Consider the following 25631-nt stretch of genomic DNA (forward strand, 5'->3'; position numbering starts at 1 on the left):
TCCGGTGTCTCGGGACCGGCTACGGGCTACGCCCTCCGCCAATCCCGAGACACCGGATTCTCATCTTGATCGTCGCGCTCTCTCATCCAGATCGCCGCGCGACAATTGCCCGCTAGAAAGACCCGATCATGCCGATCAGTTAACTTGGTTGTGTCCCACGTGTAGCGGTAACCCACCGTCGCTGTCAGAGTGGGCGTGATCTCAAAGCCCACTTGCGCGAAGAGGGCTTTGCTGGTGTCGTCACGATGCTCATATTGGTTGTTGTTGAAGAACAATGGCAGAAAGAGTTGGCCCTCGTTCGTCGCACAGAAACCGCCACTGACTCCGCAGAACGGGTCCTCTTGCCTGCTGAGGTAAAATCCACCGGCAATGACATTCAACCTGTCATCGTAAAACGAGCCTTGAACTTGAAGCTCGTTTGTAATCGTATGGGTGCGACGGTTGTAATTCACAGCCAAGATTTCGCCCTCGAGGCCGTCCTTGTCTTGATAGCCCCAGAACTTGTAGTGATGATAGCCGAAGATGTTTTTGACTGTGATGTTGTCAATTGACACCGTCGTTGTGTTCGATACGCCGTACGCCTCGACATTGGTCGTGCTGGGCTTACTCTGACTGACGCGACGAATGCCGCGTGCCTGCTGGTCGGCAAATTGCTCCGTAACACTGGGATCAAAGCCGAGGGCGGGTACCAGAAGGCACGAGGCGGTCGTTGGAGCAGACGTCGCGGTACAAGGAGCCAGGCTGACCATGATCTCACCAGCCCCACGTTCCTGAATACGTGTGTAGTTGAAGACCAGAGTGTTTTCGACGATGTCATCGGGCTTGAAACGGATCGAGAGACGACCGTTCTGGTAATGAACATTGTCGATGTCAGGGCCGGCATCGTTCTTCGTAAATCCGTTGCGCCGCTCAAGGTTTCCGGCAGCACGAATGGCCAGACTTTCAGTTACTGGTACATTGATAGCGCCCTCGAAATATCGATTGTTATAATTGCCATAGCGCGCGGTAACATAGCCGCCGAATTCGTCGCGAGGCGCGACAGTATTGAATAGTATTGCGCCCCCGTTTGTATTGCGTCCAAACAGAGTTCCCTGCGGGCCCTTGAGAACCTGGACGCTATCAAGGTCGAATAGCGCACGAGATATCTCACCGCCAATCACTGGCACATCGTTAAGATAGGTAACCACACCTGGAGGCGCATCGTCAGCGGCGGCCTTCTGACCGCGGACGTTATAAGATCCCGCGGAGCGTCCCTCGGATTGCGTGGCACCCACACTCAGCCCGGGCGTTGCCTGCTGGAGATCATAGATGTCCCGCACGCCTTTCTCGGCAAGCGAACGCATGGAGAAGGCGGTAACGCTCAGTGGAACATCCTGAAGGTTCTCTTCAGATCGCCGCGCAGTGACCACAATCTCTTCGAAGGCCGTGGATTCGTTTGATCGTGTCGCCCTTGGGGACAACGCATCAGGAACTGATTCCGAGCCAGGCAGGGAAGTCTGCGCCTGCCCCTCTGCAACCTGAGCATAAGCATGAGGCGCGAGAGCCTGCACGAGAGCGACACCCACGAGATAGCGCGCCTTCAAGTTCATATTACCCTCCCCATCTGCCACCCTCAGCGAGCGGCTCGTTGTGCTGTATAGTGCAAACAATTTCATCATGCTGTCAATATATAAAATTATGCTGCATCCGGATGAAAATTGAGATACGATGTTTGCGAGTGGGCGTCACCCGTAGCATACGGTTTGATCGTTGACGCGAGATCGCAACCGGCGAGCGCGCGATTGCGTCATCGAGCATGTCGGCCGCGTGCTCGATGACGCCCTCAATAGTTGGGAAACATCGTGCAAGGCGACCATATGAACACGCAAATAGCGGTTTGCCGCGATCTCAAGGTATCGATGCGCGATGGCGTCGACCTCGCCGCGGATCTCTATCTGCCAATGAATGCGGGACAGATCGCGCCGGATGCGCGATATCCGGTCGTCATCGTTCGCACGCCCTACGACAAGCGTGCCGTGCAAGGTTCGTTCGGCACGCCGACCTATCTGACCCGCCGCGGCTATGCCGTTTTCGTCCAGGACGTGCGCGGCACTAGTGGATCGGACGGAGTGTTCGAGCCGATGATGAACGAAGGTTGGGGTGAGCGGCAGGACGGGATCGACACTGTCCGCTGGATCAAGCAGCAGCCCTGGTGCAACGGCAAGATCGGAACCACCGGGCCATCCTATATGGGGGGCGTGCAGCTGCTGCACCTCCAGACCGATGGCAGTGAAATCGACGCGGCATTCGTCCAGGTGCCGGGGGTCAATCAGTTCACCAATGGCTGGGTTTACTCGTCAGGCGTGATGGACGGCACGGCCTTATGCTGGACGATGGCGATGGCGTTCACCGCCGCACCGCATCTTGGCGCGGATGTGGTCGCCGCGATCGAGGCCGATGCGCGGGCGCTGGGGCTGCCGACTGGTTACGCGGCGCCTCAGATGCTGATGGCAATGCCTGAGCTTGCCTTTGAAATCGCGCGGGGTCACAGCCTGCGGGACGTGCCCATAAACCGGCACATGCCATTCTGGAACTTATGGCTCGACAATCGGGACGATCCCGGTTTCTTCGCGAACAACGATACCGCCGGGCGCTACGACAAGATAAGGACGCCCGTCCTGCATTTCACCGGCTGGTACGATCTGTTCAGCCGCAACTCGCTCGACGCGTTCGTCAATATTTCCCGGCATGGAGCCACGCAGGCGGCACGCGAGGGGCAGCGGCTGGTCGTGGGGCCATGGGGTCATGTCACAAGCGGTATGCTGTGCCATTTCCCCGATGCGCTGGTCGATGATGTCGCGATGACGGGCGCCTGGATGGACCGGCACCTCCTCGGCGTCGCCGATAAGGCGGACGATCACCGCGTCACGCTTTATGTGATGGGTGAAAATCGGTGGCGTGCCGAGCAGGATTGGCCGCTGCCTGATGCGCGGCCAACGCTCTTCTATCTGGACAGCGGCGGCAGCGCGAACGGCGCCTCGGGGGACGGCCTGTTGTCCCTGGCGCCTCCCAAAGACGATGAACCGGCGGACACTTATGTCAGCGATCCGCGCGATCCGGTTCCCTCGCTTGGCGGCCATTCCCTTCATGGTGGACCGGCGGATCAGCGGCCGAACGATCACCGAGCGGATATTCTTGTCTACACGACGGCGGCGCTGGAGGCCGATATGGAAGTGACGGGTCCAATCCGCGCCATTCTCCATGCGGCATCGTCTTCGGCGGATGCCGACTGGTTCGTCAAGCTCGTCGATGTTTTTCCCGATGGCCGGTCCTACAATCTGGCGACCGGCATGGCCCGGGGTCGCTATCGCAAATCGCGCACGGCGCCCGAAGCCCTGACTCCGGGGACCATCGAGCAATATGAAATCGAACTACCGGCAACCAGCAACCTGTTCAGGAAAGGCCATCGCGTCCGGGTCATTATCTCCAGCAGCGATTATCCGAACAGCGAGATCAATCCGCAGTGCTTCATCGATCTTTCCGCCGCCACTCCAGATGATTACCAAGTGGCGCGGCAAACGATCTACCATCACGCGGCGCGGCCTTCCGCGATCGAACTGCCGGTGGTGCCGGCCGATCGCGCACGGCATTGGATAGACCCGCCTTTCCCATCGGGACCCAGCGGGCGGTTCTACACCCGTCCGCTCCCGGTAGAAGAATTGCCGCCGGTCGAGATGCCACGAGATCGATTGCCGCAAGGCTGACGCCAGACCTCATCCACTTTGAACGGGTGTCGCAGCGCCTATTCGCATTCCTCGACCAGAAAGACGCGTATGTCGTCACGATCGAAGATATTCTCTTCGTCCCGTGCGATCTCGCCGCCGATTACCGGATCGCTCAGCGCATCGATCATCTTCTGATAGTTCTCCTGGCTGGAGAACGTCAGCTCGGTGACCACGTCGAAGTCGCGTGCGCCGGCGGCCTTGTTGTCGATGTGGCCCGTCGCATAATTCTGCACCTCGGCGGCGAAGTTGCGCTTGTAGCTGTCGTAGAACGGCAGCAGCCGCTTGATCAGCGGGGCGTGATTATTCTCGTAGTAGGCCTTGAACTCGGCCAGGGTCATGCCGTCCTTGCGGCGCAGGAAGCAGAGTATCTTGATCATCTCGCCCTCTCGTTTGGAGTCTGTTCCCGCTGTCAGTAGCGGATCGATACGGTCGCAAGTGACCTCCTGACGGTCACTTGCGGCATCTGTTCGGCCCTCGCGTGTCCCAGATGAGATCTCTGGCCAGATGATTATGTGACAGAAACCGTTTTGTATCATTACATCACACGGCCAGGGCAATTGCCCCTATTGGTAAGGAAGGGACGTAGCGCGTCAGACGACGAAATTAACAAACCCTCGACGCTGCAGGCTGCGACGCGAGCCACCTTTCACCGCCATAGCACTTGGCGTCTCGGTACGACCGCGATCAGTCTACGGAGCCGTCATCCTCGCCACTCGCGCCGTTCTTCCGCCGCGCGCAGGACCTCGTAGGCGAGTTGATAGGTCTGGAACGCCTTGGCCGCTTCGGCATCGCCGGGCCGCACGTCCGGGTGCACTTCCTTGGCCTTGGTCCTCCACGCCTTGCGTACCGCGTCGAAATCGGCATCGGGATCGAGCCCGAGCGCCTCAAGCGCGCGCAACTCGTCGCGGCTGCGGCTGCCGTCGCCAGAGCCGGCCCAGCCATAGTGCGCCGATTCGTGGTAGCCCTCGTGGGTCTGGCGTTCCTTGTGTTCGCGCGCGGCGGCTTCCTCGGCGGTGAGGCCGGCAAAGTAATCCCATCCCGCGTTGTATTCAGCCGCGTGCTTCTGGCAGAAGTACCAGCGTTCGGGGCTGCTGGGGCTCTTGGGCGCCGGGCAATCGCCCGGTTCGGTGCAGCCATAGCGGTCGCACAGGCGCACCTGAGCCGCCTCGCGTGCGGATTCGTAACCGCGCCAGCGCGGGAAACCCCAGTCCATCGATCGGCGTGCGCGGCTCATCCTGCTGGCGATAGGCTCCGACTCGCGCCTGATGCAAGCCTTGAAAGTGTGCGGAAGCCGGCTATGACGGAAAGATATTGCTGCATTGCAATACTTACTCAGCAAGGTTAGATTTAGGACTCTCAGCGATCGAGGCCCCGATGAGCGACCGCCTGGCCATTTCCGCGAGCTTTTCCGTCCTGATGATGGCGATCTACGTGCTGTTCGGCGAAAACGTCGAGCGAATGCCGCTCGGCCCCTCCCAGTTCCTGTCCGGAACCGGGCTGACGGTCAGCGTGGGAACGCCCGAGCTGCCGAAGAGCCCGGGCGAATTCCTCCAACTGTTCGACTGACCGGTCAGTCGATCGTCACGGTGACGGCGCGGCGATTCTGCGCCCAGGCCTGCTCGTCCGAACCCAGCGCGACCGGCCGTTCCTTGCCATAGCTGATCGTCGTGACGCGCGAAGCGTCGATGCCGAGACTGACGAGATAGTTCTTGGCCGCATTGGCGCGGCGCTCCCCCAGCGCGAGGTTGTATTCGCGGGTGCCGCGCTCGTCGCAGTGGCCCTCGATGGTGGCGCGCTTGTTGGAATACTGCATCAGCCACTGCGCCTGCTTGGCGAGCGCAGCCTGGTCCGTCGCGTCGATATCGTACTTGTCGGTGTCGAAGTAAATCGTGTCCGCCCCCGTCATCCGGGCGGCGAAGTCAGCCTGGCTGCCGGCCACCGGGCCAAGGTCGCTGGGCTGGGTCTGAGTGGTGGTCGCCGGGCCGGGCTCGGGCGGCAGTTCCTTGGGCGCCTTGGACGCGCAAGCGGAAACAGCCAGCGCCCCTGCGAACAGGAGCATCGTCGATCCGGTCTTCGAAAAATGCAACGTCGGAAGAAGGTTAGACATCGGGCAATCTCCTGTTCTGCACAGCCGGGCGCAATGATTCGCACTGGCTGTGGTTTCATTCAAGATAGATAAAACAAAGCTGAATGCACGCCAACGAAAACCCGTTGACGATCAGGGACGTACCGGACCCCACGCGGGGTCGGAGGCCCCGACGGGCGTGGGCAGTTTCCGCTCGTTCCGGCCGGTCAGGTCGACCTGCCAGATAGAGGCAATTCCGGAGTTCTTCTCGGTCCGGAAGAACTGTACGATGCGGCCGTTGGGAGACCAGGTGGGCGCCTCGTCCTGCCAGGAATTGGTCAGGTAGCGCATCCCGCTTCCGTTCGGACTCATCACCGCGATACGCAGGTTTCCGGCGATGTGGGTAAAGGCGATCTGGTCCCCGCGCGGGCTCCATTCGGGCGTTGCCGAACGGCCGCCGAAGAAGCTGATGCGGCGCTGGTTGGAACCATCGGCATTCATCAGGTAGATCTGCTGGCTGCCTGAACGGTCGCTTTCGAACACGATCTGGCTGCCGTCGGGCGAATAGCTGCCGCCGATGTTGATGCCGGGCCCGTTGGTGAGCCGCTGCGGGGTGCCGCCGCCCGCGGAAGAAACGCGGTAGATGTCGGTCCTGCCGCCAGTCGCCATCGAATAGAGCACCCACCTGCCATCGGGCGACCAGCGCGGGGCGATGGTCGGATTGCCGGTGCGGGCGATCAGCTTCTGGGTATTGGTGGCGAGGTCATAGGCATAGATGCTCGGCTGGCCGTTGAGGTAGGACAGGTAGAGGATCTTCGAATAGTCAGGCGAATAGCGCGGCGTGAGCGCGGTGGCCTGCCCGCTTGTCAGATAGCGGTGATTGGCGCCGTCCGAATCCATGATCGCCAGGCGCTTCATCCGGCGGTCCTTGGGTCCGGTCTCGGCGATGTAGGCGATCTTGGAATCGAAGAACGGGCTTTCGCCCGAGAGGCGCGAATAGACCATGTCGGCGCACTTGTGCGCGGCGCGGCGCCAGTCGGAAGGGCCGACCTGCCAGCCGCCCTTGGCAAGCTGCTGCTTGAGCGCCACGTCATAGAGATAGCAGCCGACCGTGAGCTGACCGTTGCCGCTGGCCCGCACATAGCCCTGCACCAGCATGTCGGTGCTGCGGACCGACCACACCGGATAGTTGGGGGCCTGCACTTCCCCGAACGCTGGCTGCGGAAGACCCGCCGGCCCAGAGGGCTTGAACAGGCCGTTGTTCCTGAGGTCGTCGGCCACGACCTGCGAAAGCGCACGGCCCAGCGCCGCGGTGGAACCCGCGTTGGTCTGTGTCGGCACGTTCGCGTCGGTCGCGAAAGTAGTGATGGCGATGCCGAGGTCCTGCCAGTCGCTCTCATCGGAAACGGAGCCAGTCAGCCCCCCCTGATCCACCTCCAGCCCGCCCGGGGCAGCGGGCGCGGGAACCGGCGCGGCCGGCTGCGCCGCTGCGGGATAGGCCGCCGACAGGGCGAACACGGTGACAAGCGAAAGAATGCGGGGGGTCATTGCGATAGCCTCTTGTCGAACTTGAACGACGAAACGCGTTTCCACGCATCGTAGTATTCCGGGGGAAGATTGAAAGGCGCCGCCAGTTGCACCGCCCGCACCGCCTGCTCGGCATGACGCGAGGCCTGGTTGCGATTGACGTCGGTGATGCCGGTCTGGCGCAGGACGGTCGGTCGGCCGTCAAGGCTGCCGTCCTTGTTGAGATTGAACGCAAGGTAGGTGACCAGCTCTTCCGCCTCGGGGCCTTGCGGCGCCTGCCAGTGCGGTTTGAGCTGGCGCGTGATCGCCGCCGAGAGCGCCGAGCGCACCTGTGGCCCGATCTCGGCCGCCGGCGCGCCCTTGCCTTGCGCCGATTGCGCGCCGGCCACGCCCTCCAGAAAGTCCGATCCCACGCGGCTGCCGCCGGTCTTCTCGGCCGGGCGGGGCGCGGACTTCGGCGAAGGACGGCTGGGGCTCGAGACGATATCGTCGATCGCGCTCTTCTGGCGGCTCGCGGTCGTCTCCCTGCTCGGGGCCTTCTTGGGCTGGGGGGCGGGACGGGCGGGCTCGACCGCGCGCGCGGCCGGCTCGGGCGGCAGAGGCGACGGCCGGGGGTCGGGAAGCGCCGCCGATGCGGGCGGCGCCTCGCCGATCGTCGGCGCCATGTCGGGCGCGGCCTGGCTGAAGGGGTCGAGCGAAGTCGAGGTCAGGCCATATTCGTCGCTGATCGTCACTTCGATACGCTCGGGCGGCTCTACCAGCTGGTCGCTGTGCGGATCCAGAAACAAGGCACCAAGAACCGCCGCGTGAAGCGCAAGCGCAACCGCGAGACCGATCCTCTCATCCCTGCGCAGGCCGAGCGTCGCCATGGCGCCACCCTACCTCAGGCGCCTGAACGGCTGCTGACGCCGGTCACCAGCGAGATCGACGTGAAACCGGCGCGGTTGAGTTCGCCCATCACGCCCATGACCGTGCCATAATCGAGCGCCTTGTCCGCGTGCAGCGTGACCAGCGGCTTCTTCCCGTCGGGGCCGGGAGTGATCGAAGCGAGCCTGTCGGGCAGCTCGCCCGGCGCCAGCGGCAAATCCTCGTAGAACACCGCGCCGTCGCGGCGGATGGTCAGGGTGATCTGCTGCGCTTCCTCGGACATCGCCTTGGCTCGGCTGTCGGGCAGTTCGATCGGCACCGCAGCCTTGAGGAGCGGCGCGGTGACCATGAAGATAATCAGCAGCACCAGCATGACGTCGACCAGCGGGGTGACGTTGATGTCAGCCATCGGCGCGCGGGTGCCGCGCCCCCTGCGGCGGGCACCGCCGCCTCCTGACACGCCCATCGCCATCAGCGCTGTTCCAGCTGGCGGGTGAGCGCGGCGTGAAGCTTGTCGGCAAAGCGCTGCATGCGCGCCTCGAGCGAATTCACCCGGTGCGAGAAGCGGTTGTAGGCAATGACGGCCGGGATCGCCGCGAAGAGGCCGATAGCGGTCGCGAACAGGGCCTCGGAGATTCCGGGGGCGACGACCGCGAGCGAGGAATTCTGCTGCTGGCCGATCTGAAAGAAGCTGTTCATGATGCCCCAGACGGTACCGAAAAGGCCCACAAAGGGCGCGACCGCACCGGTAGTCGCCAGGAAGTTCAGGCGATCGGAGAGGTTGTCCGCCTCCTCGCCCACTGACGTGCTCATGGCCAAGGCGATGCGCTGGCGCGCACCTTCATGGTCGAGCGAGCGCATCGCCGCGCTGCGCCGCCACTCTGCCAGGCCGGCGCCGGCAACCCGGCCCAGCGGGACATTCCGACGGCCGAGGTTCTTCTGGTAGGCTTCGAAATTCTCGGCCTCCCAGAACCCCTCTTCATAGTTGTTGCAACGCTTCGCAATGCTGCCCATGCGCATCGTGAAGGTGACGATGATCATCCATACCCAGATACTGGCGAGCAACAGGCCGATCATGACCGTCTGCACGACGATGTCGGCATCGAGAAACAGCTTGACCGGATTGAGCCGATCGGGCGCGACGTCGAACGTGGCGGCAAGCGCGAGCAGGTCGAGTGTCATTCTTGTCCTTCCGGGCAGGAATCGGGGCCTGAGGCCGAGGTTTGTATGAGCATTCGCCCGGCAACGAGCGAATCGAAGGCTTGTTGCCAGGCGGCAGGTTGTCCGCGCGGTCGTCCATCAGGGCGGATGAACCCCACCTTTATGGTCGCGTCGCAAAGCCGGACCTCGCCCCGCCAGGCGACCTGGCGCAGCGTGCAGCTGACGCGGCCGACCCTTTCCGCGAAGGTCTCTATAACCACGACATCGCCCAGCCGGGCCGGCGCGCGATAGCGCAATGCGGCTTCGGCCACCGTATAGAGCCCCTCGCCTGCATCAAGGGCGGCACGCTGGTCTATATCCAGCCGTTCGAGCAAGTCCGAGCGGGCACGCTCGAACCAGCGCAGGTAATTGGCGTGATAGACCACGCCGCCGGCGTCTGTGTCCTCATAGTAGACGCGCAGGGCATAGCGGTGGACGCCGCCGTCGATCACGCCGCTGCTGGGTTCTGGAATAGCCGTCATGCCGCGCGGATGTTTAGCGGGGCCGCACCGCACTGCAAAGCCATTGTCAGCGTTTCGCCGCTCACGGTTAACGCTACGGCCGCCCACATGTGGATATCTCGCCCGCGCAGCTCAGTCGCAGATCATGTGGAAGAACTGGCGCCCGCCGAAAATGTGTACGTGCAGGTGCGGAACTTCCTGGTGGCCGGCGGTGCCCATGTTGACCATCAGGCGGTAGCCCGGACCGTCAAGCTCGAGCTGGCGCGTGACATTGCCGACCGCGCGCATGAAGCCCGCGATCTCTGCGTCATCCGCGTTGGCGGTAAAATCGTCCCACGAAACGTAGGCCCCCTTCGGCACGACCAGCACGTGGACCGGCGCCTGCGGGCGGATGTCGTTGAACGCGAGCGCGTGTTCGTCCTCGTAGACCTTGGCGCAAGGCAGCTCGCCGCGCAGGATCTTCGCGAAGATGTTGTTCTCGTCGTAAGGCAGCTTGGGATCGATGGGCATTCGGTGCTCCCGCGAATGGTTGTCTTTCAGCCCCTGGGGCGCGAGGCTTTCTCGGCAATCCCGGAAAGACCCTCGCGGCGGTCGAGTTCCGCCAGCACGTCGGCCAGCGGCACGCCCTTCGCACCCAGCAGGACCAGCAGATGGAACATGAGGTCGGCGGCCTCACCGATCAATTCCTCGCGATCCTGCGTGAGGGCAGCGATAACCGTCTCGGTCGCTTCCTCGCCGAGCTTCTGGGCGATCTTGCCCACGCCCCTGGCGTTGAGTTTTGCGACATAGCTGGTTTCGGGATCGGCATCGCGCCGCGCCGCGATCGTGACCTCGAGGCGGCTCAGGGTGTCTTGCGGGCTATTCATCACGCGCCAAGCCATGCGGCGCGGCGCGGGCGCGGTCAAGCCGCCGCGATCAATCGCGCGGCTTGCGCGAGGAAAGATGGCGGCCGAGAATGACGCCGGCGATGCCTATGCCCAGCAGCGCGAGGCTGCTCGGCTCGGGCAGCACCGCGGCCCCGGCCGCAAACGCGGGAACAGGCGCCAGCCAGGCGCAGACGGCGGAAGGAAGATACCTTAGCGATCGCACGGGGAAGACCTCGATGATTCGGCCAGTCCTTAGGGCAATTCACCAATTGCGGCAGCGCAGCAAGTAACACGGGCGGCCTGTCCCGGTATGGATCATCTGCACCGCTAAGTCCTTACCACCGAGGCGTTTAAGTCAGGCGCGGGCCGGAAGTCCCGCTGTACGCAGCGCGGCATGAGCTTCGGCTATCGAATACTTGCCAAAGTGGAAGATCGAGGCGGCGAGAACGGCGCTGGCGTGTCCTTTGGTCACGCCTTCGACGAGATGATCGAGCGTGCCCACGCCGCCGCTGGCGATGACCGGCACCGAAACCGCATCGGCAATCGCGCGGGTCAGTTCGAGGTCGTAGCCGTTTTGCGTCCCGTCGCCATCCATCGAGGTTACCAGAAGCTCACCGGCGCCAAGGCCGGCAAGTGTCCGCGCATGTTCGAGAGCGTCGATTCCCGTCGGCCGCCGTCCGCCGTGCGTGAAGATTTCCCAGCGCCCTTCGCCCACCCGGCGCGCATCGACCGAGGCGACGATGCATTGCGAACCGAATTTCCCGGCGATGTCCGCCACCACTTCCGGCCGCGTGACCGCGGCGGAGTTGACCGCGACCTTGTCCGCGCCCGCAAGCAGCAGTGCGCGCGCATCTTCTACCGTGCGCACGCCGCCGCCCACGGTGAGCGGCATGAAACAAACTTCGGCCGTGCGCTGGACGATATCGAGCAGCGTGCCGCGCCCTTCGTGGCTGGCGGAAATGTCGAGGAAGCACAGTTCGTCCGCTCCGGCAGCGTCATAGGCGCGCGCCTGCTCGACAGGATCGCCCGCGTCCTTGAGATCGACGAAGTTCACGCCCTTGACCACGCGGCCATTGGCAACGTCGAGGCAGGGAATGATGCGGATGCGGACGGTCACGGCTCAGTCGTCCCCCTGCGCCATCCGGATGGCGGTCGCGAGGTCGAGGCGGCCGTCATAGAGCGCGCGCCCGGTAATCACGCCCTCGATGCCGTCCCGTTCGTGCAGGACCAGCATGCGGATATCGTCGAGGCCCTTGACGCCGCCCGAGGCGATGACCGGAAGGTCGGTCTGGCGCGCGAGATCGACGGTTGCCTGGACATTGCAGCCCTTGAGCAACCCGTCGCGGCCGATATCGGTGAAGAGCAACGAGGCGACGCCCGCGTCCTCGAAACGCCGGGCCATGTCCACGATCGACACGTCGGACACTTCCGCCCAGCCTTCGGTCGCGACCATGCCGTCGCGCGCGTCAACGGCGACGACGATGCCGCCGGGATACTCGCGGGCCATGTCCTTGACGAACTGCGGGTCCTTGAGCGCGGCGGTGCCCATGACGACGCGGCTGACACCCAGCTCGAACCAGCCCGCGACCGCCTCTGGCGTACGGATGCCGCCGCCCAGTTGGACGTGGCCGGGAAAAACCTCGAGAATCGCCTCTACGGCCTCGCGGTTTTCCGCCCTGCCGGCGAATGAGCCGTCGAGATCGACGACGTGCAGGAACTGCGAACCGGCATCGGCGAAAAGCATCGCCTGCGCGGCCGGATTGTCGCCATAGACAGTAGCGCGCGCCATGTCGCCCTCGGCGAGGCGCACGACCTGGCCCTGCTTGAGGTCAATGGCGGGAAAGACGATCATCTCAGGGCTTCCAATCGAGAAAACGGGACAGGAGGGAAAGCCCGTATGCCTGGCTCTTCTCCGGGTGGAACTGCACGCCCACGACATTGTCCTTCGCGACGGCCGCCACAAGGCCGCCGCCGTGGTCGGTCATGGCGGCGACGGTGTGGCCGTCGTCGGGCGCGAAGTGATAGGAGTGGAGGAAATAGGCTTCGCCGCGCTCCACCAGCCCGTGCGCGGGGTCCTTGCGGCCCACCGAAACATCGTTCCAGCCCATGTGCGGAACCTTGATCGCCGGGTCGGTCCGCTCGATCAGGCGGACTTCGCCGCCGATCCAGTCGAGCCCCTCGGTGACGCCATGCTCCAGCCCGCGCGTCGCCAGAAGCTGCATTCCCACGCAGATGCCAAGAAACGGCGCCCCGCCGACGTGGACCCGCTCGGTCATCGCCTCGACCATGCCGGCGATGCCCCAGAGCCCCTCTGCGCAAGCCCTGAACGAGCCGACACCGGGCAGGACGATGCGATCCGCCGCCCGCACAACGTCGGGATCGGCCGTGACCGCCACGCGGGACGCGCCCGCCGCCTTCAGCGCATTGGCGACCGAATGGAGATTGCCTGCGCCATAGTCGATCAGGGCAAGGACTTGCGCCATCCGCCGTTCAGCCCCCGAGTTGGCCCTTGGTGGAAGGAATCGCGCCGCCCTTGCGCGGGTCAAGTTCCACGGCGCTGCGCATGGCGCGGGCAAAGCCCTTGTAGATCGCCTCGCAGATGTGGTGGTTGTTGGCGCCGTAGAGCAGCTCGATGTGCAGGGTGATGCCCACCGCCTGCGAAATCGAGTGGAACCAGTGCTCGACCAGTTCGGTATCGAGTTCGCCCAGCTTCTCCTGCGTGAAGGCGGCCTTCCAGACAAAATAGGGCCGCCCGGAAATATCGAGCGCAACCCGCGCGAGCGTCTCGTCCATCGGCGAATAGGCCTGGCCATAGCGACCGATCCCCGCCTTGTCGCCCAGCGCCTGCGCAATGGCCTGGCCGATGGCGATGGCGCTATCCTCGGCCGTGTGGTGCTGGTCGACGTGCAGATCACCCTTGATGCGGCAGGTGATGTCGATCAGCGAATGGCGGGAGAACTGCTCGATCATGTGATCGAGGAAACCGATTCCGGTCGAAACGTCGTAAGCGCCGGTGCCATCGAGGTTCACTTCGACGGCGATGTCGGTCTCATGGGTCGTGCGGGTGATCGAAGCTGTACGCATGGCTTGGGCCTATAGACCTGTATCCGGCGGAATCAATCGCGCGCGAACAAGCGGCGCACCGGCTCGTTATTCCCCGGCATTTAGGCCGATTACCTTGGAATAACCATGGGAGAGGTCTAAAAAAGACGCGTCAATAAGCTTGACCAGACCATGAACGATGCGCACCTAGGGCGCAATGAACGACACGCCACCAGACAGCCTGATCCCCTACGACGAGATCGTACAGGAAGCCCTGCGCGCCGTTGTGGGCCGCGTTCTCGGTCAGGTCGAAGCCTCGAACGGTGTGCTTCCCGGCACCCATCACTTCTACATCACCTTCAAGACGGGAGCGCCGGGCGTCAGCATTCCGGCCGACCTGAGGACGCGTTTCCCGGACGAGATGACCATCGTCCTGCAGAACAAGTTCTGGGACCTTTCGGTGGGTGAAGACGGCTTTTCGGTCAGCCTGAGTTTCAACCAGCGTCCCGCAAAGCTGGACGTTCCCTTTTCGGCGATCACCGCGTTCGTCGACCCGGCGGTCGATTTCGGCCTCCAGTTCCAGGCCATGGCCGAGGACGAGCACGAGGACATGTCGGGCATGGCCGGCAACGACGGCCAGGAACGCGACGTCGCCTCGCGCATTACTCCCAGCGACGATGGTTCGAACGTCGTCTCGGTCGACTTCGGCAAGAAGAAGTAGAACGGGCGAGCCGGGGCCCGGGAAAGAAGGCTCGATGGCCACGAAGAAATCCCAGGAGAGCGCAACCGGCAAGGCCGAGGGCAAGACAGATCCGTCCGCCAGCGATCTCGCCGCGCCCAGCCCCAATGTGCATACCAATCTCGCCATCGCGGACATTGCCCTGCGCGGCGGCTCGTTCCTGGCGCGCCGCGCGGTCGAAAAGACGCTGCTGGGCAGGAAGTATACGCCGGGCAAGGCCAAGGCGATCCTCAAGGGGCGCAGCTTCAAGGAAACGATTTTCCACACCGCGCTTTCGCGGATTGCCATGCAGTCGATCCCGGGGGCGATTCTCGTCGGCGGCGGACTGATCGCCAAGACCCTGTACGACCGCGGCAAGGCGCGACAGGCAAAGGCCGAAGGCGAGGCGGCATTGGACGACATGGCGGAAGCAGGCGCGGAAGAAGCCGAACGCTCCTGAGCGCCATACCGGCCGGACACGTTGCCATAATCGCCCAACCCTCTTGATTTGAACCGCACTGCCCGCCATCGGGAGACATGGTTTCTGCTTCCCAGACTTCCCATGCCGCCGGCGATACGCTCGCCCGTCGCGGCCTGATGTTCATCCTGTCCTCGCCCTCCGGCGCGGGCAAGACCACGATCTCACGCATGCTGCTGGAGCGCGACGCGCACATCCGCATGTCCGTTTCCTGCACCACGCGCCCGCCGCGCGCAGGCGAAGTGGACGGCAGCGACTATCATTTCATCAGCCAGACCCAGTTCGACAAAATGGTCGAAGCCGAGGAATTCCTCGAATGGGCGACCGTTTTCGGCCACAGCTACGGCACGCCCAAGGCGCAGGTGAAGGCCGGCCTCAAGGAAGGTCAGGACTATATCTTCGACATCGACTGGCAAGGCACGCAGCAGCTCTACCAGAAGCTGGAACGCGACGTCGTGCGCGTCTTCCTGCTGCCGCCGAGCATCGACGAACTGCACCGCCGCCTCACCGGCCGGGGCACCGACAGCCCCGAAGTGATCGCCGCCCGCATGGAGCGCGCCCGCTCGGAAATCAGCCACTGGGACGGCTATGACTACGTCGTGGTCAATGACGACGTCGACGCCTGTTTCGCCAAGGTAGAGCAGATTCTTGCCGCCGAACGCATGCGCCGCGCGCGCCAGACGGGCCTGATCGGCTTCGTCCGCGAGCTGATGGCACCCTGACGAGACTTGTCCTGCGCGCGCGCAGGCTCTAGGCGCGCCCGGAACGAATTTTGCCGGAGATTGCAGACCATGTCCGAACTCGAATCCGCGATCGAAGCCGCCTGGGAAGCGCGCGACACCGTCACCCCCAAGAGCGGCGATGTCCGTAAGATTGTCGACGAAGCGCTCGGCCTGATCGAATCGGGCGCCGCGCGCGTCGCCGAGCCGGACGGACAGGGCGGCTGGAAAGTGAACCAGTGGCTCAAGAAAGCCGTGCTGCTCAGCTTCCGCCTCAACGACAATGCTCCGGTTCCGGGCGCCGCCGGCGGCTCGTCCGCGTTCGACAAGGTTCCGGTCAAGTTCGACGGATGGGGTGAGGAAGACTTCCGCAAGGCCGGCTTCCGTGTCGTTCCCGGTGCCGTCGCCCGGCGCGGCACCTATATCTCCAAGGGCGTCGTATTGATGCCGAGCTTCGTCAACATCGGCGCGTTCGTCGGCGAAGGCACCATGGTCGACACCTGGGCGACCGTCGGTTCCTGTGCCCAGATCGGCCGGAACGTGCACATTTCGGGCGGCGTCGGCATCGGCGGCGTGCTGGAGCCACTGCAGGCCGGCCCGGTGGTCATCGAGGATAACTGCTTCATCGGCGCCCGTTCGGAAGTGGCCGAAGGCGTGGTCGTTGGCGAAGGCGCGGTGATCTCGATGGGCGTGTTCCTCGGCGCCTCGACCAAGATTGTCGACCGTGCGACAGGCCAGGTCCACATGGGCAAGGTGCCGCCTTATTCGGTCGTCGTGCCCGGCGCGCTGCCCGGCAAGCCCCTGCCCGACGGCACGCCCGGCCCCTCGCTCTACTGCGCGGTGATCGTCAAGACCGTCGACGCGCAGACCCGCTCCAAGACCGGTATCAACGAGCTTCTGCGCGACTGATCCGGCGCACTGCCGGCCGAAAGCGGTCGGAACGCTGCCCGCCTTGGTGTGTTTCCCTTGGAAAGTGGGGCCGAAAGGCCGTCAATCGATAAGGGAGACGCACCATGGAAACCCGTGGCGACGAAGTTCACGTCGACGTCGAAGAAGCACGCGCAGGCAATACGCCGCATATCGTGCGCTACGTCCTGCTCATCAGCCTGGCGCTGGCGATCATCGCGCTTTCGGCAATCTGGATTACCGGGGCGCTCACCGACGAGAACCCTGAGCGCACCGGTAGCGAAAGCGCCCGGACCATACAGGGTGAAGCGCCGTAGTCCCCGGGATCATGGCATATGGCACGGCTTGAACGCTTCCTCGACGCACAGCGCCGAATCTACCCGCAGGCGCTTGCCGAGCTTCGGGCCGGCGACAAGCGCAGTCACTGGATGTGGTTCATATTTCCGCAGATCGCCGGGCTGGGACGCAGCGAGACCGCGCGCTTCTATGCGATTGCCGATCTGGCCGAAGCACGCGAATACCTCGCCCATCCGGTACTCGGCCCCCGGCTGGAGGAATGTACCGGGGCCATGCTCGAATGGGCCGGCAAACGAAGCGCGCCAGCCATCCTGGGCGAAGTCGATGCGCTCAAGTTCCGCAGTTCCATGACGCTGTTCGAGGCCGCCGGCGGCAGCGAACGCTTTGCTCGCGGGATCGAGGCCTTCTGCGGCAACCATCGTGACGCGCGAACTCTCGAGCGGATCGGCGGCACGCCGGACGCATCCGCCCTCGAAAGCTGACCCTCGCCTACCGCCGGCTTTCCTGCTATCGTACGCCTGATGGCCCGAAGTTGAAAGCGGCGCCAAAGTCGCCGAGCCATCGGGAGAGCGACTATGCAACGCATCGGTGAAGAAGTGCATGTCGACACGGACGAGGCACGCGCCGGCAGCACGCCTCATATCGTGCGCTATGTACTGCTCGTAAGTCTTGCCCTGGCAATAATCGCCATGTCAGCCGTGTGGATCACGCGCGCCTTGTCCGAAAGGCCTGCGAATGGCTGGCCGGTCACGGCCGAGCAGCACGCCCTCGGCGGATAGCCGAGCCACGGACGGAGGGATCGTTCCGTCCGTCCGGCAAGAGGTGGAACGCATCGGCAACGCGGCCGGGCGCGACATTCGCGTGCTATCTTGCCGGCTGCGGCGCAAGTTCCGGTTGAATGGCGAGAGGCAAGGAAGAAGCCGCTGACGAAGGCGGATTGCCGAGCGCAACCGGTACGATTGCGATCCCCCCTGGATCAAAGTTTCACCCCCCGACGAAACTTGTGCCCCCGAGCGCCAGCGGCTTCTGTCAAAAATGGCGACATGGCCGCCATCCCCTGCATTACGTAGGGTTATGGGCAATCACTTTCCAAAAAGTTAACGAGCCCGGAAAAGCTCACTGTTGCAGGATTGGCGGCTTGAAAAACCACGCAAATTCGTTGTCGTAAAATTTTCCGACATCACCCGAAAAAGCGCGGCGATCACAAGAGCGCGTCGGCCAGGCGCCTCCAGTGCGGCAGCAAAGTAGCGAAGTCGCCGCCGCGCGCGCCGGCGATCACCTGCAGGCAGACGTGGTCGGCCCCGGCATCGAGATGGGCTTTGACCCGCTCCGCCACGCGGTCAACACCGCCGACGGCGAAAAGCGTATGGATGAGGCGGTCGTTCGCTTCGTCGATTTCCTGCTCCGAGAATCCCAGCCGCAGCCAGTTGTTCCGGTAGTTGGGCAGCCTGCGATAGCTCTCGAGCGCGGCCAGCGCGAGTTCGCGCGCGCGGACCGGATCTTCCTCGAGGATCACGCCCTGCTCCGGGGCGAGCAGCTTGCCCGGTCCGAGAATCGCGCGCGCCTCAGCCGTATGCTCGGGCGTCACCAGATAGGGATGCGCGCCGGCGGTGCGCTCGCCGGCAAGGGCCAGCATCTTCGGCCCCAGTGCGGCGAGGCACAGGTTGTCCCTGTCCATCCCCGCCGCTTCGAGGCCGTCGACAAACTGCCGCGCCACGGCCAGCGGCTTGCCCCATTTCTCGCCGATGATCGGGCCGTGGCTGACACCCAGGCCCAGCAGAGTGCGCATCTTGTGCGCATCGGGAAGGGCCGAGAACCAGGCCGCCAGTTGCGACGGCTCGTGCCGCCACACGTTGAGAATGCCGGTGGCAATCACGGTCCGCCGCGTGGCACCAAGCAGCCTCTCGACATCGGCGGGCGCCCCGTCGTCGATCCCGCCGGGTATCCACAGAGCGCCATAACCCAGTTCGTCGAGTTCCGCCGCGGCACTGCTGCCTTCCGCCTTGTCGCCGAAGCGCAGCTCCAGCGACCATATCCCGATTTTCCCGATTGCGGGCGTGGTCATGACTCTTCCCTTTGTGTGCACTGAGGGGACGCCATGTTGATGCGCGGCCGGCACCGCTTCAAGCGCTTTGCGGGAAATGCCCCATAGATCGCCACCGCGGGTTCGCCGATTGCGCGGATGCGGCGCAAATGGCGGCTTGATTGCGCATTTCGCCAAGCCTAGCCGGAAACGCATGGAAGAGTTCGACTTCATCATCGTCGGCGGCGGCAGCGCCGGCTGCGTGCTCGCCAACCGACTGAGCGCGGATACCAGGACGCGGGTGCTGCTGCTGGAGGCGGGCGGTGAGGACAACTACCTCTGGATTCGCGTACCGGTGGGGTATCTCTACTGCATCGGCAATCCGCGCACCGACTGGTGCATGTCGACCGAAGCCGAAGCCGGCCTGGGCGGCCGCGCGCTGAAATACCCGCGCGGCCGGGTGCTGGGCGGCTGCTCCTCGATCAACGGCATGATCTACATGCGCGGCCAGGCGGCGGACTATGACGGGTGGCGCCAGGCCGGGAATCCCGGCTGGGGATGGGACGACGTGCTGCCTTGCTTCAAGCAGGCCGAAGACCACTTCGAAGGCCCCGGCGAATTTCACGGCAGCGGCGGCGAAATCCGTGTCGAGAAGCAGCGGCTGCGCTGGACCGTCCTGGAGGCCTTCCGCGATGCCTGCGCCGAATATGGCATCGAACCCATCGACGACTTCAATCGCGGCGACAATGAAGGCGCGAGCTTCTTTCAGGTCACCCAGCGCAAGGGCTGGCGCTGGAGCGCGGCGGATGCCTTCCTGCGCCCGGTCAGATCGCGGGCCAACGTCAAGGTCCAGACGGGCGCCCTCGTGGACAGGGTTATCGTCGAGCACGGCCGCGCCGCCGGCATCGCCTACTCACTTGGCGGCGAACAGCGGGTGGCACGGGCTCGCGGCGAAGTGCTGCTGGCGGCGGGCGCGATCGGATCGCCCGCGATTCTCGAACGCAGCGGCATCGGCGACGCGCGGCGCCTGTCAGAGCTTGGTATCATCCCCCTCGTCGACCGCCCCGAAGTCGGCGCGAACCTGCAGGATCACCTGCAACTGCGCTGTGCCTGGCGCGTCGAAGGCGTCCCGACGCTCAACCAGCGGGCCGCGAACCTTTTCGGCAAGGCGCTGATCGGCCTGGAATACGTGCTGCGCCGCAGCGGTCCGATGGCCATGGCACCCAGCCAGCTCGGCGTCTTCACAAAGAGCCACGAACGCTACGCGACCGCCAACCTCGAATATCACGTGCAGCCCTTGAGCCTCGAAGCCTTCGGCGGCGCGCTCGACCCCTTCCCCGCCTTCACCGCGAGCGTGTGCAACCTGCGCCCCGAGAGCCGGGGCACCAGCCGGATCGTCAGCGCCGACCCCGCAGCCGCGCCTGGCATCCGCCCGAACTACCTCTCCACCGAAGAGGACCGCCGCGTGGCGGCCGAGGCGATCCGCATCACGCGCGGGATCGTCTCGCAGGCAGCGCTCGCGCGGTACCGTCCGCAGGAGGTCCGCCCCGGCATCGCGTTCCAGAGCGAAGAGGAGCTGCAGCGCGCGGCAGGGGACATCGGGACGACCATTTTCCACCCCGTCGGCACGGCGGCCATGGGCTCCGTGGTCGATCACGAGCTGCGAGTGAACGGCGTGGGTTCGCTGCGCGTGATCGATGCCTCGGTCATGCCGACGATCACGTCAGGCAACACCAATGCACCGACCATGATGATCGCGGAAAAGGGCGCGGCCATGGTCCTCGCCGCCACGAGGAACTGAAACGAGGTGGGCGATGGACAGCGATCCGGGAACGAGCAGCGATCACCCCGCATCCTCTCCTCTGAAGTGGACAGAAAGCGAGCGAACGGCGCGCTCTATATTTCGACCCACACCGCGCCGTCCTCTTCCTTCGCCGGATAGACGGCAAGCTCGTTCCTCGCCTTCATGTCGATGAAGAGGAACTTCGGGTCGCGCTCGATCTTCCCCGTCGTCAGGTCGAACTTCGCCTTGTGCAGCGCGCAGACCACCGAGCGGCCCTCAAGCTTTCCCCGGCACAAGTTGAAGCCCAGATGCGGGCATTTGCGCTGCGCCGCATAGAACGTGCCGCCCACTTTCGTCACCAGCAGCTTCACGCCCTTGGCTTCGACCGGAACCAGCGCTCCATCGGCAATATCCGATGCGCTTGCCACTTTCACGAACTCCATCGCAATCCCCTTTTCCGTTCGCCCGGGGTCGTGGCGGGCAACAACAAGGCGTGGCAGGATAACCCGCCACGCCTTGTGCTCCTCCCCCTCCACTCGACCTGCGGTGCGACCCGAACGGCTCGGCGGATTGTTCGATCAAGCCAGCTTTCTTCGAAGCCCGGCCAGCGCTTGATCGCTTTGATGTCGTGTTGAGGTGTCGATTCTCCCGGCCGGAGAACCAGGGTATCGCGCATGATGCTCGCCGGTCATCATGCTGGATTCAAGCTGCGAGCCGCAGGCCTGACCAGATCGGCCATGGCCATTACGCACAGGACAAAACCTGCCTGAAAAGCAGCCCAAATTGCTTCAAGACATCATCCTCTATCCCGGCCGGCGCCTCTTCGACCCAGCCCATCTTCAATTATGCCATGCGGCATAACATTTGATTGCCGTGACCGGAAGAACCCGGTGGCCGGATGGCACGCTTTGTCCCCAAAAAATTCGCCAGCGCGCGGTTGAGACATTCGGATTACTCCTTTTGGGTGGCATCGCGGTAGCCTTGGTGGTCCGTCCAGGCGCAGCCTTGCCTCACATCGGGGCCGATCTGCAGCGTCACCGTGAAGGGATAGGTGCGATCGGACATGCCATCGCTGCATTCGCCCGGCGTCACCGCCAGCGTCATCGCACCGCCCGCCAAGTTACCGCTGAACGAAAGTCCACCGCGCCCGGCAAAGCGCGAAACGGTTATCGTCTCGCCGTCCTGATTTTCCGGCGTGGTATAAGTCAGTTCATTCCCTGAGGCCTCGCCGCCCCAGAAGGGTTCTGTACCGAGGAAATGCACGACTTCATCGCGGGCTATACCGCGCCACGGCTGATGGTCTGTGCTGTCGCCCGGCAGGTTCGACGCCGCCTGATGACATGCCGCGAGAGAAAGCATGCCGAACAGAAGTCCGGATCTGGACACGGGGCCAGCGATGAACCGATGGAGATATCTCATGGCTACCGACTACCGCCGCGAAGCCCCCCGGACAACCGCCTTGCCGGCCGAAGGGGCCTTTCGCCGGCGGCGAACGGAAACCGGTCAGTGCACTCTTCGCAGCCCGCCCTGCCCTTGCACCAGGCGGACTTCCAGCACGCCTCCCGATGCCTCGACGCCGTGCTTTTCGCAGATCTCCGCCAGACGCGCGGCGATGGCTTCTTCATCGATGTCATTGGCGACCGGGTAGCGGGCAATCACCATCTCATCGAGCGCGTCGATCACACAGAAATGGCTGTTCCGGCCGCCCGCCGCCAGGGCATCGAGATCGAAGCCCTCGGCAAGATCCCACTTCCCGCCGCCGCGCGAGCGGATCGGGCGCTCGCAATAGCGGCACGTGCAATGGACGGCGCCATCCTCCTCGCGCCGCTGCTTTCCTGTCGGTACATGACGGCGCAGGTACCAGCACTGGGCCACGACCGCCGAAGGGTTGATCTTGCTGAGCATCACTCCACCTGTCTTTGCGAGAGCCTGTTGACCGAGCGGCGGCAGGGGCATTGCCGCCTTGTCCACGAAAACGGACGTTAACCGCAAAAATTAAGCCCCGCTCCGCAAGCGACGCCGCGCGCTCAACCCAGCGTGGCGTAGATCTCGGCGACAATCACCCATTCGCCCAGAACCTCCCGCCACTTGGCCGAATAGTCGCCCGAGGCGAGGGCCTTGCCCGAGAGCGCTTCGAATCCCTGCCAGTGGCCGGTCTCCATGGCGACCGGCTCCACCGTCGAAACCACCACGCGCGAGGGCGTGCGGACATAGACCGCGCGCACCGGGCTGGCGAACTCGCGCCGCCAGGCGCGAAGCTGGGCGTTGCGCCCGGAAACGACGGCGCTGTCGCTGCCCGTCACCATCACCACGTCGCGCCCCAGGATCGGCGAGATCGCGCCAATGTCCCCTTCGGCAATCGCGCGGTTGAAATCGGCGCGGCGCGTTCTGATGCTGAGCTCGGTGGCGGACTGGTTCATGGCGACCCCTTGCGGTTTGTGCGTGGTGCGTACCCGATGGGACGCGGCATGCAAGCCGCGCCGCTCACTCCAACCGCGGGATCAGGGCCTCAGCGGCAGCGGGGTTCCTCGCTTTTGCTCCCGCGATGAGGAAAACGAAGACCTCACGCCCGTCTGCCGCCCAACCGCGCGCCTTGTCTGCCCAGGCATCGAGCGCGGCATCGTCATAACCTGTCGCCGCGTCCTCGCGCGTGTCCTGCAGGCGGGCGTATGTAAAAGCTCCGGTCTGCTCCTCGAAGCACGGGTATCTGGGGCTGTCGGCGAAGACGACCGCAACGCCGGCCTTGCGCGCCAGCTCGAAGAAAGCGGGATCATCAAAGCTCTCGTGCCGCGGTTCGATCGCGTGGCGCAGCGGCACACCGTCCTGCGCCGAGGGAAGTAGCGAGAGAAACGCGCCGATCTGCTCGGCCTCGAACTTCTTGGTATGGGGAAGCTGCCACAGGATCGGCCCCAGCCTGTCCTCCAGCTCGACGATCCCCTGCTCCAGGAATCGCGCGACGCTCTCTCCCGATTGCGACAGATCCCTGCGCTGCGTGCAGGCGCGGCCGGCCTTGAGGGCATAGGCGAAGCCGTCCGGAGCCGCTTTGCGCCACTTCGCGAAGGTGGCCGGGCTTTGCCGCGAATAGAAGGTGCTGTTGACCTCGATCGCGGTCAGGCGCGAGGCCGCGTATTCCAACTCGCGAGCCTTCGCCAGACCCTCCGGGTAGAATGTCCCTCGCCACGGCTCGTAGGTCCAGCCGCCGATGCCGACGCGGATGGGGCCGGCCTTCGTCATGCGCCAATCCTCCGCTCCAGGGATGACGCCAAACGCGTGAAATGCGCCGCCCGCCCGGGCGACATCGGAAAACCGCGCCCAAACGCGGGCTGAAAAATCATGGATCGGGTCATATCCCGAAGGGTAGCGCGAATGCGGGGGTGAAGGAAAACGGGAAATTCCGCCCGGCGACGCCGGGGGAAATTCCAACTCGCCCAAGGACGCATGGGCAACCGGGGCCTTGTCACGAGCAAGGGGCGCGTCCGGCGGACGCGCCCCTCGTTCTCGCGATCATCGCGCTGCAGCGTTTACTTTGGCGACAGCACCATAAGCATCTGCCGGCCTTCCATACGGGGATAAGCCTCGACCTTGGCGATTTCCTCCACGTCGACCTGAACCCGGCGCAGCAGGTCCATGCCGAGCTGCTGGTGCGAAAGCTCGCGGCCGCGGAAGCGCAGGGTGACTTTCACCTTGTCGCCGTCGCTGATGAAGCGGTGGACGTTGCGCATCTTCGTATCATAGTCATGATCGTCGATGTTCGGACGCATCTTGATCTCCTTGATCTCCTGCGTCTTCTGCGACTTGCGCGCGGCATTGGCTTTTTTCTGCGCCTCATACCGATACTTGCCGACATCGAGGAACTTGCACACCGGCGGATCGGCGTTGGGTGAAACCTCCACCAGGTCCAGGCCGACATTGGCTGCCTGTTCAATCGCCTCGCGAGTGTACATAACGCCAAGGTTCTCGCCGTTTTCGTCGATCACGCGGACCTTGTCGGACTGAATCATGTTGTTGTAGCGCGGTCCACTCTTGACCGGTGGCGTCATCATGCGCCGGGGTGGGGGTGCTATATGCGTTCTCCTGAGTCGTTTACGATTTGCGTGCGAACGGGCGCTCAATAATGCCAATTGCCCCGCCATGAAAAGCGGGAAATCGCACAACTGTAACAGAGCCCCCGGCCGATGGCACGGCCTGACTTCGTCATATGGGGTTTCAGACCGATCCGCGCCAGAGGGGATATGCAATCAGCCTCCCCGTCGCAGGTACCAGGGCGTCGATCGCCGAGGCGGGCTGCATGGCCGAAAGGATCGCCGGATCAGAAGCGTCCATTCCGCCCGTCAGCGCGCCGAAAGCGGGCAGGATCAGGCGGTTATCGCTGCGCACCGCGCAAGGCCGGGCGATCCGCCGGCCGCGCGCCGAAACGATCAGACGGGGGTGGTAGTGGCCGGAGAGTTCGGGGCCGGTGGCCCCTTCCCGGGCCTTGTGCCGCAACACCAGCCCGGAGATTTCGAGTTCCTCGACCCGCATTCCCCCGGCCTCTGCCCCCAGTTCGGGATCGTGGTTACCGGTGATCCAGACCCAGTCCAGCGCGCGGGTGAGCGCGGCAAGCATTCCAGCCGCGTAGGGTTCGAGTCGGTCGGTCCCCCGGCTGTCGTGGAAGTTATCGCCCAACGCGAAGACCCGCCGCGCGCCCGTCTGGCGCACCGCAAGGGCGAGACGTTCGAGCGTCTCGCGGCTATCATAGGGTGGGAGCATCTGCCCGCCTTTCGCATAGAAGCTCGCCTTTTCGAGGTGCAGGTCGGCCACCAGCAACGCCTGTTCGCGCGGCCAGTATATCGCTCCGCCCCGCGATCCGGCAGCGGCGACCAGATGCATCTCCTCCGATCGGAACGAAAAGGGAACCATGGCTTTCCCTTGCCGC

General features: G+C 64.1%; 34 protein-coding genes. 10 read left to right on the top strand and 24 right to left on the bottom strand.

What is annotated here, in order from left to right:
• Positions 1-26: 26 nt before the first annotated feature.
• Positions 27-1589 carry a TonB-dependent receptor gene (locus IEX32_RS05880; RefSeq protein ID WP_188769460.1) on the bottom strand — a complete coding sequence of 521 codons (1563 nt, stop codon included), beginning with the start codon at positions 1587-1589 and terminating at the stop codon, positions 27-29.
• A gap of 267 nt (positions 1590-1856) precedes the next feature.
• On the opposite strand from IEX32_RS05880, the gene IEX32_RS05885 reads away from it, so the two are divergent.
• Positions 1857-3743: a CocE/NonD family hydrolase gene (locus IEX32_RS05885; RefSeq protein WP_188769462.1), complete on the top strand. Its 1887-nt coding sequence runs from the start codon at positions 1857-1859 to the stop codon at positions 3741-3743.
• Positions 3744-3781: 38 nt separating this feature from the next.
• On the opposite strand, the gene IEX32_RS05890 is transcribed toward IEX32_RS05885, so the two are convergent.
• A complete protein-coding gene (locus tag IEX32_RS05890; protein ID WP_188769465.1) occupies positions 3782-4141 on the bottom strand; it encodes an EthD domain-containing protein in 360 nt (119 codons plus the stop codon).
• A 323-nt stretch (positions 4142-4464) separates the two neighbouring features.
• On the bottom strand, positions 4465-4998 hold the full coding sequence (locus IEX32_RS05895) for a J domain-containing protein (RefSeq protein WP_188769467.1): 534 nt from the start codon (positions 4996-4998) through the stop codon (positions 4465-4467).
• A 140-nt stretch (positions 4999-5138) separates the two neighbouring features.
• Between IEX32_RS05895 and IEX32_RS05900 the strand changes: the two genes are divergently transcribed.
• A complete protein-coding gene (locus IEX32_RS05900) occupies positions 5139-5330 on the top strand; it encodes a hypothetical protein (RefSeq protein ID WP_188769469.1) in 192 nt (63 codons plus the stop codon).
• Between the two features lie 4 nt (positions 5331-5334).
• Here IEX32_RS05900 and pal read toward each other — a convergent pair whose 3' ends face one another.
• The 13 genes from pal to hisB all read right to left on the bottom strand — a co-directional run bounded on the left by pal (position 5335) and on the right by hisB (position 13834).
• Positions 5335-5823 (bottom strand): peptidoglycan-associated lipoprotein Pal, encoded by a 489-nt coding sequence (gene pal / locus IEX32_RS05905; protein WP_188769767.1) that lies wholly within the window; start codon positions 5821-5823, stop codon positions 5335-5337.
• Between the two features lie 159 nt (positions 5824-5982).
• On the bottom strand, positions 5983-7377 hold the full coding sequence (gene tolB, locus IEX32_RS05910; protein ID WP_188769471.1) for a Tol-Pal system beta propeller repeat protein TolB: 1395 nt from the start codon (positions 7375-7377) through the stop codon (positions 5983-5985).
• Positions 7374-8225, bottom strand: a complete 852-nt coding sequence (gene tolA, locus IEX32_RS05915) for a cell envelope integrity protein TolA (protein ID WP_188769473.1) — start codon at positions 8223-8225, stop codon at positions 7374-7376. The genes tolB and tolA overlap by 4 nt, the downstream gene beginning before the upstream one ends.
• A 14-nt stretch (positions 8226-8239) precedes the next feature.
• Positions 8240-8695, bottom strand: coding sequence for an ExbD/TolR family protein (locus IEX32_RS05920; protein ID WP_188769475.1), 456 nt, complete (start codon positions 8693-8695; stop codon positions 8240-8242).
• Complete coding sequence (gene tolQ / locus IEX32_RS05925) at positions 8695-9405, bottom strand: protein TolQ (RefSeq protein ID WP_188769477.1); 711 nt, start codon at positions 9403-9405, stop codon at positions 8695-8697. Before tolQ ends, IEX32_RS05920 begins: the two co-directional genes overlap by 1 nt.
• Positions 9402-9905 carry a YbgC/FadM family acyl-CoA thioesterase gene (locus IEX32_RS05930; protein WP_188769479.1) on the bottom strand — a complete coding sequence of 168 codons (504 nt, stop codon included), beginning with the start codon at positions 9903-9905 and terminating at the stop codon, positions 9402-9404. Before IEX32_RS05930 ends, tolQ begins: the two co-directional genes overlap by 4 nt.
• A 111-nt stretch (positions 9906-10016) precedes the next feature.
• Positions 10017-10394 (bottom strand): histidine triad nucleotide-binding protein, encoded by a 378-nt coding sequence (locus IEX32_RS05935; RefSeq protein WP_188769481.1) that lies wholly within the window; start codon positions 10392-10394, stop codon positions 10017-10019.
• Positions 10395-10420: 26 nt separating this feature from the next.
• A complete protein-coding gene (locus tag IEX32_RS05940; protein WP_188769484.1) occupies positions 10421-10750 on the bottom strand; it encodes a phosphoribosyl-ATP diphosphatase in 330 nt (109 codons plus the stop codon).
• A gap of 49 nt (positions 10751-10799) precedes the next feature.
• Entirely contained in the window at positions 10800-10973 is a 174-nt protein-coding gene (locus tag IEX32_RS05945; RefSeq protein WP_188769486.1) for a PEP-CTERM sorting domain-containing protein, read from the bottom strand.
• 132 nt (positions 10974-11105) lie between these two features.
• Entirely contained in the window at positions 11106-11867 is a 762-nt protein-coding gene (hisF, locus tag IEX32_RS05950; RefSeq protein ID WP_188769488.1) for an imidazole glycerol phosphate synthase subunit HisF, read from the bottom strand.
• 3 nt (positions 11868-11870) lie between these two features.
• Entirely contained in the window at positions 11871-12602 is a 732-nt protein-coding gene (gene hisA / locus IEX32_RS05955; protein ID WP_188769490.1) for a 1-(5-phosphoribosyl)-5-[(5-phosphoribosylamino)methylideneamino]imidazole-4-carboxamide isomerase, read from the bottom strand.
• A gap of 1 nt (position 12603) precedes the next feature.
• Positions 12604-13233: an imidazole glycerol phosphate synthase subunit HisH gene (hisH, locus tag IEX32_RS05960; protein WP_188769492.1), complete on the bottom strand. Its 630-nt coding sequence runs from the start codon at positions 13231-13233 to the stop codon at positions 12604-12606.
• Positions 13234-13240: 7 nt separating this feature from the next.
• Positions 13241-13834, bottom strand: coding sequence for an imidazoleglycerol-phosphate dehydratase HisB (gene hisB / locus IEX32_RS05965; RefSeq protein ID WP_188769494.1), 594 nt, complete (start codon positions 13832-13834; stop codon positions 13241-13243).
• 175 nt (positions 13835-14009) lie between these two features.
• On the opposite strand from hisB, the gene IEX32_RS05970 reads away from it, so the two are divergent.
• The 7 genes from IEX32_RS05970 (at position 14010) to IEX32_RS06000 (ending at position 17689) form a co-directional block, all read left to right on the top strand.
• Positions 14010-14513 carry an SspB family protein gene (locus IEX32_RS05970; RefSeq protein WP_188769496.1) on the top strand — a complete coding sequence of 168 codons (504 nt, stop codon included), beginning with the start codon at positions 14010-14012 and terminating at the stop codon, positions 14511-14513.
• A gap of 34 nt (positions 14514-14547) precedes the next feature.
• Positions 14548-14970: a hypothetical protein gene (locus IEX32_RS05975; RefSeq protein WP_188769498.1), complete on the top strand. Its 423-nt coding sequence runs from the start codon at positions 14548-14550 to the stop codon at positions 14968-14970.
• Between the two features lie 77 nt (positions 14971-15047).
• Positions 15048-15710, top strand: a complete 663-nt coding sequence (gmk, locus tag IEX32_RS05980) for a guanylate kinase (protein WP_229736139.1) — start codon at positions 15048-15050, stop codon at positions 15708-15710.
• Positions 15711-15779: 69 nt separating this feature from the next.
• On the top strand, positions 15780-16616 hold the full coding sequence (gene dapD / locus IEX32_RS05985; RefSeq protein WP_188769500.1) for a 2,3,4,5-tetrahydropyridine-2,6-dicarboxylate N-succinyltransferase: 837 nt from the start codon (positions 15780-15782) through the stop codon (positions 16614-16616).
• 104 nt (positions 16617-16720) lie between these two features.
• Positions 16721-16930 (top strand): hypothetical protein, encoded by a 210-nt coding sequence (locus tag IEX32_RS05990; protein WP_188769502.1) that lies wholly within the window; start codon positions 16721-16723, stop codon positions 16928-16930.
• 18 nt (positions 16931-16948) lie between these two features.
• Entirely contained in the window at positions 16949-17392 is a 444-nt protein-coding gene (locus IEX32_RS05995; RefSeq protein ID WP_188769504.1) for a DUF1810 domain-containing protein, read from the top strand.
• Positions 17393-17485: 93 nt separating this feature from the next.
• Positions 17486-17689 (top strand): hypothetical protein, encoded by a 204-nt coding sequence (locus IEX32_RS06000; RefSeq protein WP_188769506.1) that lies wholly within the window; start codon positions 17486-17488, stop codon positions 17687-17689.
• Between the two features lie 422 nt (positions 17690-18111).
• On the opposite strand, the gene IEX32_RS06005 is transcribed toward IEX32_RS06000, so the two are convergent.
• Positions 18112-18975 (bottom strand): TIGR03620 family F420-dependent LLM class oxidoreductase, encoded by an 864-nt coding sequence (locus tag IEX32_RS06005; RefSeq protein WP_188769508.1) that lies wholly within the window; start codon positions 18973-18975, stop codon positions 18112-18114.
• 172 nt (positions 18976-19147) lie between these two features.
• Here IEX32_RS06005 and IEX32_RS06010 point away from each other — a divergent pair, with 172 nt between their 5' ends.
• Complete coding sequence (locus tag IEX32_RS06010) at positions 19148-20734, top strand: GMC family oxidoreductase (protein ID WP_188769510.1); 1587 nt, start codon at positions 19148-19150, stop codon at positions 20732-20734.
• A gap of 95 nt (positions 20735-20829) precedes the next feature.
• Here the strand turns inward: IEX32_RS06010 and IEX32_RS06015 are convergent, their stop codons facing one another.
• The 7 genes from IEX32_RS06015 to pdeM all read right to left on the bottom strand — a co-directional run bounded on the left by IEX32_RS06015 (position 20830) and on the right by pdeM (position 25615).
• Positions 20830-21159 carry a Rieske (2Fe-2S) protein gene (locus IEX32_RS06015; protein WP_188769513.1) on the bottom strand — a complete coding sequence of 110 codons (330 nt, stop codon included), beginning with the start codon at positions 21157-21159 and terminating at the stop codon, positions 20830-20832.
• 508 nt (positions 21160-21667) lie between these two features.
• Positions 21668-22075: a COG3650 family protein gene (locus tag IEX32_RS06020; protein ID WP_188769515.1), complete on the bottom strand. Its 408-nt coding sequence runs from the start codon at positions 22073-22075 to the stop codon at positions 21668-21670.
• Positions 22076-22219: 144 nt separating this feature from the next.
• Entirely contained in the window at positions 22220-22621 is a 402-nt protein-coding gene (locus IEX32_RS06025) for a hypothetical protein (RefSeq protein ID WP_188769517.1), read from the bottom strand.
• Between the two features lie 122 nt (positions 22622-22743).
• The gene (locus tag IEX32_RS06030; RefSeq protein WP_188769519.1) at positions 22744-23136 is read right to left on the bottom strand and encodes a DUF4440 domain-containing protein; all 393 of its coding nucleotides are present in this window, start codon (positions 23134-23136) and stop codon (positions 22744-22746) included.
• 64 nt (positions 23137-23200) lie between these two features.
• Positions 23201-23950: a DUF72 domain-containing protein gene (locus IEX32_RS06035; protein ID WP_188769521.1), complete on the bottom strand. Its 750-nt coding sequence runs from the start codon at positions 23948-23950 to the stop codon at positions 23201-23203.
• A 287-nt stretch (positions 23951-24237) separates the two neighbouring features.
• A complete protein-coding gene (infC, locus tag IEX32_RS06040; protein ID WP_188769523.1) occupies positions 24238-24759 on the bottom strand; it encodes a translation initiation factor IF-3 in 522 nt (173 codons plus the stop codon).
• 163 nt (positions 24760-24922) lie between these two features.
• A complete protein-coding gene (gene pdeM, locus IEX32_RS06045) occupies positions 24923-25615 on the bottom strand; it encodes a ligase-associated DNA damage response endonuclease PdeM (RefSeq protein ID WP_188769525.1) in 693 nt (230 codons plus the stop codon).
• Positions 25616-25631: the final 16 nt, after the last annotated feature.

It is taken from the genome of Novosphingobium endophyticum, from assembly GCF_014640675.1.
Lineage (GTDB): Bacteria > Pseudomonadota > Alphaproteobacteria > Sphingomonadales > Sphingomonadaceae > Novosphingobium > Novosphingobium endophyticum.